The 8,502-nt window shown below is 72.3% G+C and carries 7 protein-coding genes and 2 pseudogenes; 6 read left to right on the top strand and 3 right to left on the bottom strand.

All coding sequences use genetic code 11. The annotated features are described in order from the left end of the window. The first annotated feature begins 154 nt into the window (after positions 1-154). Complete coding sequence (locus ACZ3YO_RS18965; protein ID WP_465570454.1) at positions 155-364, top strand: DUF6328 family protein; 210 nt, start codon at positions 155-157, stop codon at positions 362-364. Between the two features lie 386 nt (positions 365-750). Here ACZ3YO_RS18965 and ACZ3YO_RS18960 read toward each other — a convergent pair whose 3' ends face one another. Beyond that, positions 751-1,833: a carboxylate-amine ligase gene (locus ACZ3YO_RS18960; RefSeq protein WP_465570546.1), complete on the bottom strand. Its 1,083-nt coding sequence runs from the start codon at positions 1,831-1,833 to the stop codon at positions 751-753. A 444-nt stretch (positions 1,834-2,277) separates the two neighbouring features. Between ACZ3YO_RS18960 and ACZ3YO_RS18955 the strand changes: the two are divergent. The 3 genes and pseudogenes from ACZ3YO_RS18955 (at position 2,278) to ACZ3YO_RS18945 (ending at position 4,967) form a co-directional block, all read left to right on the top strand. After that, positions 2,278-2,699: pseudogene (locus tag ACZ3YO_RS18955) on the top strand (SRPBCC family protein). Positions 2,700-2,783: 84 nt separating this feature from the next. Further along, entirely contained in the window at positions 2,784-4,250 is a 1,467-nt protein-coding gene (locus tag ACZ3YO_RS18950; protein ID WP_465570452.1) for an aminotransferase class I/II-fold pyridoxal phosphate-dependent enzyme, read from the top strand. Positions 4,251-4,268: 18 nt separating this feature from the next. Further along, positions 4,269-4,967, top strand: coding sequence for a CinA family protein (locus ACZ3YO_RS18945; RefSeq protein WP_465570450.1), 699 nt, complete (start codon positions 4,269-4,271; stop codon positions 4,965-4,967). A 292-nt stretch (positions 4,968-5,259) separates the two neighbouring features. Here the strand turns inward: ACZ3YO_RS18945 and ACZ3YO_RS18940 are convergent, their stop codons facing one another. Then, on the bottom strand, positions 5,260-6,057 hold the full coding sequence (locus ACZ3YO_RS18940) for a CAP domain-containing protein (RefSeq protein WP_465570447.1): 798 nt from the start codon (positions 6,055-6,057) through the stop codon (positions 5,260-5,262). Positions 6,058-6,428: 371 nt separating this feature from the next. On the opposite strand from ACZ3YO_RS18940, the pseudogene ACZ3YO_RS18935 reads away from it, so the two are divergent. Both ACZ3YO_RS18935 and ACZ3YO_RS18930 read left to right on the top strand, forming a co-directional pair. Further along, a pseudogene (locus ACZ3YO_RS18935) lies at positions 6,429-6,509 on the top strand (BBE domain-containing protein); the annotation flags it as partial. 51 nt (positions 6,510-6,560) lie between these two features. Next, positions 6,561-7,385, top strand: coding sequence for a glutamate racemase (locus ACZ3YO_RS18930; protein ID WP_465570445.1), 825 nt, complete (start codon positions 6,561-6,563; stop codon positions 7,383-7,385). A gap of 218 nt (positions 7,386-7,603) precedes the next feature. Here the strand turns inward: ACZ3YO_RS18930 and ACZ3YO_RS18925 are convergent, their stop codons facing one another. Continuing rightward, positions 7,604-8,449 (bottom strand): alkaline phosphatase family protein, encoded by an 846-nt coding sequence (locus ACZ3YO_RS18925; protein ID WP_465570442.1) that lies wholly within the window; start codon positions 8,447-8,449, stop codon positions 7,604-7,606. Between the last annotated feature and the right edge of the window lie 53 nt (positions 8,450-8,502).

Genomic DNA, 8,502 nt, shown 5'->3' with positions numbered 1-8,502 from the left:
GCGACGGGTCCGGCGGGGCCGACCGGGGCCGGGACGTCGGCGCCCCTTGCCGATGACCGCCGATGATCGACCCGAACAAGGCGACCGCGAGCGGGAAGGGGCGAAGGGTGAGCGAGAGCGAGGAGGAAGGCACGGAGGAGAAGGCTGATCGCCCGTGGAACGAGATGCTGCAAGAGGTCGCGTCGCGCGGACCTGCGCCCAGGTCCTGTTCGGGTTCCTGATCCGCGTGGTGGTCACACCGCGCTATGCGCAGATCAGCCCCGGCGACCGCACCCTGTGCGACGCCACGGTGATCTGCGGAGCCTGGCCACCGGCGCTGATCGCACCGGTCGCTTTCCAACGCTTCTGGCCAGCGCCTGCATGATGCCCGGACTCGTCAGCGCCCGCGCTAAGCCGGCCACTCCGGGGAGCGTCCTGCTCGGCCTGACCGTCGGCGCCGCCTCGGCCCTGCTCCTGTGGCGACCGGATCACCGGTCGCGGGAGCCATCGCGGGCGCCGTGTGCCCTGGTTCGCCGTCTCCTGGCTGCTCCTGCCCTGGCTCGCGCCGCGACCAGCGCGGCGCACGGGCACCGTCAGGGATGTAGGCGGCGTGCGGTGCTCGCCGCGGGGAGCGGGTGGTCTCCGGCGGCCGCCCACTTCGGTCCCCAGCGTCATGTCAGCGGCCCCGGCGACGAGCGTGCCGCTTCGACGGCGCTGAGGCGCACGGTCTGATCGACAGGCGGAGCGGTCCGGTGGCGCCGTGTGAAGCGGTCAGGCGCCGCCTGTCCCGTCAGTGATCATCCGCAGCAGCCGAGCTCTGCCACCGATCCGCAGGGCGCGCCTCTGCCGCGTGGCGCCGTTGCCCTCGCGCAGCAGCCGCTCCAGTACAGGGGCGGTGTGCCGGCGGTCGGCCGCCGGGGCGTCTTCGATGATCGTGAGGAGCGTGTCCACTGCTTCGGCCGCCGGGACGAGCCGGCCGGCCCACGGGTCGAAGACCGTGTTCGCCAGACCGTACCGGGCGGCGTGCCACAGGGCCGCGGAGAGGGTCTCGGACCTGACGTCCGCTGCCGGACGGTGTTCGCGTTCGTCCGCTAGGGCGCGGGTAGCCAGGGCCCGGACGGCGCCGGCGAGCATCACCGCTTCGTCCCGGCGCAGCTGCACGTCCATGGCCCGGACCTCGACCGTCGGGTAGTGCTCGGACAGCCGGATGTGCCAGTAGACCTGACCGGTGTCGGGGATCAGGCCGCCGGCCACCAGCTCATCGACCCGCTGCCGGTAGTCGGCGGCGTCGGCGAAGGACGGCGGTGCGCCGCTGACGGGCCAGCGGCCGAACACCAGGGTGCGCCAGCTGGCGAAGCCGCTGTCCTGGCCCTGCCACATCGGCGAGTTCGCGGCCAGGGCGACCAGCAGCGGCAGCCACGGTCTCAGCCGGTTCAGCACGACAACGCCGGCCTGCCGGCTGGGGACGCCGACGTGGATGTGCATGCCCGCGATCAGTTGTTCGTCGGTCAGCCGGGGTGCGCGTGAGCGCATCGCACGGTAGCGGGCGGTGGGGGTGACCGGAACCGGCCGCCGCCAGCTAAAGGGCGCGGCGCCGCAGGCCGCCAGGCGGCAGCCCGTTTCGCGGGCCGCTGCGTCCAGGCTGTGGCGCATCCGCAGCAGGTGTCCGCCGACCTCGTCCAGTGAGCGGCACACGGGGGTGGCGATCTCCAGCTGCGCTTGCAGCAGCTCGCGCTGGACCTCGCCGGGAGCCAGCGCGTCCTGGAGGTCGGCTGCCCGGCGGACGTCGGCGGCGCGGGCCACCGGCAACCCGGTAACCGGATCGACAAGGAGGTACTCCTCCTCGACACCCATAGTGATCACGCCTGGCGGCTACCCCGACTCTGTGTCCGCAATCGGCGCATCGTGCGGGACCGGCCTGACGGCGGTCCGTTCGGGTGGATCCGGGTGGACGCGGTGAGCGTGCCGAGTCCCTGTCGGCGCCCGGGCCGGGTGAGTAACGGTGATGGAACCCGTGGTGGAACCGGATCGAAAAGCCGTGGGGCGGCCGAACCCCCTACCGCCGCGCGGGCGTGTGTTGTGGCCGAACGGCGCGATGGTGTCGGACTGCGACATCCCCGCCGCCCGGATCGAGGAGGCCGCCGAGCTTCTCGGCCAGGCCCCCCGGCTGCGCACGGGGCCACCGAACCCGCGCTCACCACCACCGCCTCCGCCCCCGCCGAGCCCGCAGAAGTGCCGGCCACCACCGGCGGACCGCCCGCCCACGCCACCCAGGTCTGATACCGGGGCTGTCGGCGCCTGAGCGCCGCCTACAACCAGTGGACGCAGTTCGAGGACTTCCCCCGCTTCATGGAGGGCGTCGAGCAGGTCACCCAGCTGGACGAGCGCCACAACCACTGGACGACGAAGGTCGCCGGGGTGACTCGCGAGTTCGACACCGAGATCGTCGACCAGCTGCCCGACCAGAAGATCGCCTGGCGCACCCTGGGCGGCGAGGTCCAGCAGATGGGCGTCGTCACGTTCGAGCGCCTGGACGAGCAGCGGACCCAGGTCCGGCTGGCGATCGACTTCGAGCCCGGGGGCGTAGCCGAGAAGGCCGCCGACGCCATGGGGATGGTGGACCGCAGGGTGAAGGGCGACCTGCGGCGCTTCAAGTCCGTCACGAAGAGCGCGGCGTGGAGGAAGGCGGCTGGCGCGGCCGGATCAGGCCCGGAAGCTGACCCCGTCCGGCCAGGGAAACGGGGGCACCCACCGCTGGTGGGGTGCCCCCGTTTCCCTGCCGGCGCGCCGGGCACACGCCCGGCATGGACCAGTCGCAGGCACCGGTGCTCGAAGCGCTCGCCGCCTTCCACGCCAACCCGCTGACCACCTTCACCCCGCCCGGCCACAAGCAGGGCCGCGGCGCCGACCCCCGCGTCCTCGAAGCTCTGGGCGCTGACGTGTTCCGCGCGGACGTGCTGGCCACCGGCGGCCTGGACGACCGCCTCGACTCCCGCGGCATCCTCCAGCATGCGCAGGAGCTCATGGCCGAAGCCGTCGGCGCGGAGCACACATTCTTCTCCACCTGCGGCAGCTCCCTGTCGGTGAAGGCCGCGATGCTCGCCGTCGCCGGCCCCCACGAGGAGCTGCTGGTCGGCCGGGACGCCCACAAGTCGGTCATCGCCGGACTGATCCTGGCCGGCATCCGCCCCATCTGGGTAGAACCCCAGTGGGACCCGGACCTGCACCTGGCGCACCCGCCCTCCGCCGACACCTTCCGCGCCGGCGTCGAGCGGCACCCGGACGTGCGAGGCGCTCTGGTCACCTCGCCCACGCCGTACGGGACGTGCGCCGACCTGGAAGCGATCGCCGCGGCCTGCCACGAGCGCCGCAAGCCGCTGATCGTGGACGAAGCCTGGGGCGCGCACCTGCCGTTCCACCCCCGCCTGCCGCGCTGGGCGATGGACGCCGGCGCGGACGTCTGCGTCACCTCCGTCCACAAGATGGGCTCCGGTCTGGAACAGAGCTCCGTCTTCCACCTCCAGGGTGACCTCGTCGACGCGGCCACCCTCAAGCAGCGCGAAGATCTGCTCGCCACCACTAGCCCCTCCACCCTCGTATACGCCGCCCTGGACGGCTGGCGCCGCCAGATGGTGCAACATGGCCGCGACCTCTACGAGCACGCCCTCGCCCTCGACGACAGCGTCCGGACACGGATCGAGCGGATCGACGGCCTGCACGTCCACGACCGGCACGACTTCTGCGGCCCTTCTCTGGCCGCCGACCTCGACCCCCTCCAGGTGATCATCGACATCTCCGCCCTCGGCACCACCGGCTACCGCGCCGGCGACTGGCTGCGCTCCCACCACCAGCTCACCCTGCACATCTGCGACCACCGCCGCATCAGCGCCCAGCTCACCCACGCCGACGACACCACCACCACTGAGACACTCCTACGCGGACTGACCGAACTGGCCGCGATCGCCGAGGACCTGCGCCCCGCACCGCGCGTCCACCTCCCCGACCCGCAGGACCTGCGGCTGGAGCAGGCTCTGCTGCCGCGTGACGCGTTCTTCGGCCCCACCGAACAGGTGCCCGTCGAGAAGGCCGCCGGAAGGATCGCCGCCGAGATGCTGACCCCCTACCCGCCCGGCATCCCCGCCGCCCTGCCGGGCGAACGCCTCACCGTCGACGTCCTCGACTACCTGCGCAGCGGCACCACGGCGGGCATGCTCGTCCCCGACAGCGCCGACCCTGCTCTGGACACCGTGCGTGTCGTCGTCGAGGCCTGACCACCCCCACTGACTGCGATGCCGCACTGGCCCGATCCAGAACCACCCGCCGACCCGCCCGGCAGGCAGCAGCAGGTTGTGCCCGGAGAATCGGAACCGTACTCCGCGGGGGTCTTGGCCCGGCAGATCACGGCGGCCCTGGCAGCCGCCGGGCACACCGTCGCCGTCGCGGAGTCGCTGACCGCCGGGCGGCTTGCCGCAGCGCTCGCGGACGCGCCCGGTGCTGGACAGACGTTCCTCGGCGCGATCGTCGCCTACAACACCGACCTCAAAGCAGACCTGCTCCACGTCGACGCCGCCCTCCTCGCCACGCACGGGGCCGTGTACCCCGATGTCGCCGCCCAGATGGCCGAAGGCGTCCGCGCCGTCACTGGTGCTACCTACGCCCTTGCCACCACCGGCGTCGCCGGCCCGGCCCCGCAGGACGGCCGACCGGTCGGCACCGTCTACGTCGCCGCCGCAACCCCTGCCACCACCGTCACGGCCGCCCCCCACCCGCGCCGCGGGTACCGTGACGAGATCCAGGACCACACGGTCCTGGCAGCCCTCCACCTGCTCCATGACCTTCTGCGGCCCCCTGGCGGAGCCCCTACCGGCGCGACACGGTCACTCCATTTTGGGCCGGGCAGCGGTAGCGGTGGCCGGCCGGAACCAGCCGGTCGACCTCGCCCAGTACGACTGGAACGTCCTGCCCGACCTCCTGAAGGCGGCCGGTAACTCCTCAACGTCCCTGACCCGCCGAGCCGTTACCTGATCATCGGCCCCGACACGTTCGACGGGTCCCCGTCCATCCGGGTCTACCTCTCGGGCGACCACGGCCACTCCGGCTACTTCTGGGCCGACCCGAAGGGCAAGATCGGCCGCACCTACCCGGCCGACTGACCCCCTGGCCAGGCGGGCCGCCGGTACCAGCCGTCCCGGGTTCTCGGTGGCCGTGCTGACCTGTGAGGTTCACCGTGCACCGTGGACGTCGCCCTCACCCCGGCCGGCCCGGCCCGTCCCGGCGGCTTCAGCCGGCGAATTCGTGCACGCCCCACCAGCCGGTGGAGTCGTGGAAGAGGCCGACGCCGATCTCCTTGTACTTGGGGTTGATCTGTGCCGCGTGGTGCCCGGGCGACTCGGTCCACATCTTCTGGAACTGCTCGGCGGCCTGTTGCCCGGTCAGGGAGGCGCCGCTCCACATCACGATGCACTCCCCCGTCAGCGTCCGGCTGCCGGTGAGGCTGGGACCGGCACCCGAGGCGTTCGCCGAGTGGGCGAAACCGGTCTCGCGCATGTGCTGGGCCCACTTCACCGCGAAGTCCGTCAGGTCGGCCTTGACGACCAGGGCCGGGACGCCGTTGCGGGCGCGTTCCTCGTTGATCAGCCGCAGCGAGAGCGCCTCGGCGCTGCCGGCCGAGTAGTCCGATGCCGAGGTGTCGGGGTTCGGGACGGTCCTGGGCGGCGCCGTGGTGTCGGGTCGCGCTGTGCCGGCGGTCGGCGCCTTGGTGACGGGGCTCGGTGCGGCGCCGGTCGGCGGCTTGCTCGGGGCCTTCGCCGCGGCGGGGCTCGAAGGAGCCTTGGTGGCCGGCAGGGTCGACGCGCCGGCGGTCGCCGTGCTCGCAGCCGGGGACGGGGTGGCCGAGGTCGTGGCGCCGGCCTGCTCGGGTGCCGAAGGCGACGCGACCGCCGCCGAGGAGACGGCTGCGGATGGCGAGTGGCCGGTGCCCGTCGCCGTTGCTGCCACGACACCGGCCCTGCCTGCGGCCGTCTCGTCGGCCTCCGGACCGCATGCGCTCAGCGCGGCTGCTATCACCCCGACGGTCACGACAACCGCCACTCCCTGATTGCGACGTATGGATTGCATGAGTGGAGACGGACTTCCCTGGTTTCGCCCGGCGGCTGGGAGCGGCACCGCGGTTGTTGACACCGCACCTGCTGTCCCGCCGGTCGGCGCCTCGTGCGCCGACACCAGAGGAGACCGGTGGCCTCGGTGGCGATAACACTTAGTCGGATCGCTTCAGAATGAGCCAAGCCGGAGGTCGTGCGCTTGGCGATCTTGGTCGGCAAGGTGTCGGGGTGCCTGCTGATCTTGTTCCGGACGACCTCTGGGGGCGGGTGGCTCCGCTGCCGCCACCTCATGGCGCATGCCCCTGAGCCGGGCAGAGGCGTCGGCCTTCCGATGGCGGGCAGAACCACGCGCGCCTGCAGAAGGCCAAGAAGACCTGGGACGACAAGAACGTGTTCCACCACGCGCAGTCGATCACGCTGCCGACCTGACGGTCCTGGCCGCCACGGGTGCGGCGAGACCCGACTGGTACGTTGGCCCCCATGACGGTGGCGTTGATCGATTCGGGATTCGGCCTTCTCCATACGGCCGGCTGGCTTCGGCATCTTGCCCCGGACCTCGATCTGCTCCTGCTTCTGGATCCCGAGGGCGCCCCCTGGGGACCCAAATCCGCCTCCTTCGTCACGGACCGTCTGCTCACCGCCGCGGATCTGGCCACGGAGCGCGGCGCGGAGGCCATCGTGGTGCCCTGCAATACCGCCACCGTCACCGCGATCGACGCCCTGCGCGAGAGGTTCGAGCCTCGCATTCCCGTGATCGGGACCGTCCCCGCCGTGAAGCCGGCCGCGGCGACCGGTCGGAACCTCGCCGTATGGGCGACCGTCCGGACGACCGCGAGTGACTACCAGGAACGGCTGATCGCAGACTTCGCGAACGGCGTGCCAGTCGCCCGGGTCGCGTGCCCCGGCCTGGCCGAAGCGATCGACCACGGTGACGTGGCCGCCGCAGCGGAGGCGATCGCCGACGCGGCCGAGCGAACCCCCCGGAACTGCGACGCCGTGGTGCTGGGATGCACGCACTACCCGTTGGTGGCTCCGGAGATTCTGCAGAGCCTGCCCGCCGGAACCATCCTGTACGACAGCGCGGAAGCAGTCGCCCGCCAAGTGCTGCGACGACTGGACCGCACCAGGGAAAGGCGTGGCGTCCTGGGCTCCATCGACGTGGTACTCAGCGGTCGCCCCGGCCGACTTCCGTCAGCCGCGCACGCCTATCCGCTGGGCCGTGCCCTGGCCGCCGCAGCGCGGGTACCTCGCGAAGCTCTCCTCTCCGCCACCACCCGAGCCTCGGTGTCTGCCCTGGTCGTCTGAGCGGACCCCCGGCCCCTGTCCGCTGCACGCCTGTCTGCGCGAGCTCTCGGGTATGCGCGCATCTGTGCGGGTGGGCTCGGACCGATGCTGACCCTTGCCGCCCAGGGCTGATGAGGCGTCAGGTGTGATCGGCGTCGGGGGAGGCTGTTCACGCAGCAGGCGCTCCGAGGATTTGGGCGAGGTCGGGAGGCCGCCGGGTTCGGCCCGCCTCGGTCGGATCAGCTGACGGTGAGAGCGGTTCCGTCCAGGGTCCAGTGGGGGTCGGCCGGGATGCCGAGGGCGGCGTAGGCGTGGGCGGCGACATCGGCGTGGCGGAGGCCTTCCGGCCGGGTGAGCGGGGTGATGCCGGGCCCGCAGGCGGCTATCCAGGCGGTGCGCTCCTGATCGCTCCGGCCGCCGTGGCCGCCTTCCTCGCGGTGGCCGTGATCGGTCACCACGATGACGGTCCACTCCTCGGAGTCGGCGTCGGGACGGCCCCGTACGGCGGCGAGGAGCTCTCCGAGCCGCCGGTCGGCGGCCTCGATGGCGCGCCGGTACTCGGTGCCGCAGCCGAGGAAGTGGGCGGTCTCGTCGACGGCGCCGAGGTAGACGAAGGACGCGGCGAGGTCCTCGCCGGAGCCGAGAATCCGGACGGCCTCGGCGGTCACGCTCTCGTCGCACTCCTCCCAGGCCTCCGGGGTGTCCTCACGCGGGGCGATGTAGGCGAGCCTGCTCGGCGCGGCGAAGACCGGACCGCCCTGTCGGGCCAGGAACAGGGGTTCCCAGCCGCCGACGGCGAAGGTCCGCAGCCCGCGCTCGGCGGCCAGCCGGGTGGTGAAGTCGGGGAAGACGTCGAGGCGGTGCCCGGAGAAGTTGTTGCCCCAGACGCCGTGCTTGGCCACGCCGACACCGGTGACGATCGTGGTCCAGCAGGGGCCCGACATGGTCGGCGTGTCGTCGTCGATGTGGACGGGCGCGAGGAAGCCGGCGTTCGCGAGGTCGTCGAGGTGGGGGGTGTCCAGCAGCGGTAGCAGGTCGAGGCGCACGCCGTCGATGCCGACGACCAGGACGCGGGGGGTGGCCAAGGTGCTCGAGTCCTTCCGGGGAGGGGGTCGGAGAAGGGGCTGGGGGAGGGCCG

The organism is Kitasatospora sp. NPDC022785 (assembly GCF_055561295.1).
The sequence above is the reverse complement of the archived record's forward strand: the minus strand, read 5'-3'. Positions and strand labels throughout refer to the sequence as shown.

What these genes read in the sequence shown, in the direction of transcription:
- ACZ3YO_RS18960 (WP_465570546.1), bottom strand. Translation starts at nt 1,833, where the DNA reads ATGGGTGTCGAGGAGGAGTACCTCCTTGTCGATCCGGTTACCGGGTTG.
- ACZ3YO_RS18950 (WP_465570452.1), top strand. Translation starts at nt 2,784, where the DNA reads ATGGACCAGTCGCAGGCACCGGTGCTCGAAGCGCTCGCCGCCTTCCAC.
- ACZ3YO_RS18945 (WP_465570450.1), top strand. Translation starts at nt 4,269, where the DNA reads ATGCCGCACTGGCCCGATCCAGAACCACCCGCCGACCCGCCCGGCAGG.
- ACZ3YO_RS18930 (WP_465570445.1), top strand. Translation starts at nt 6,561, where the DNA reads ATGACGGTGGCGTTGATCGATTCGGGATTCGGCCTTCTCCATACGGCC.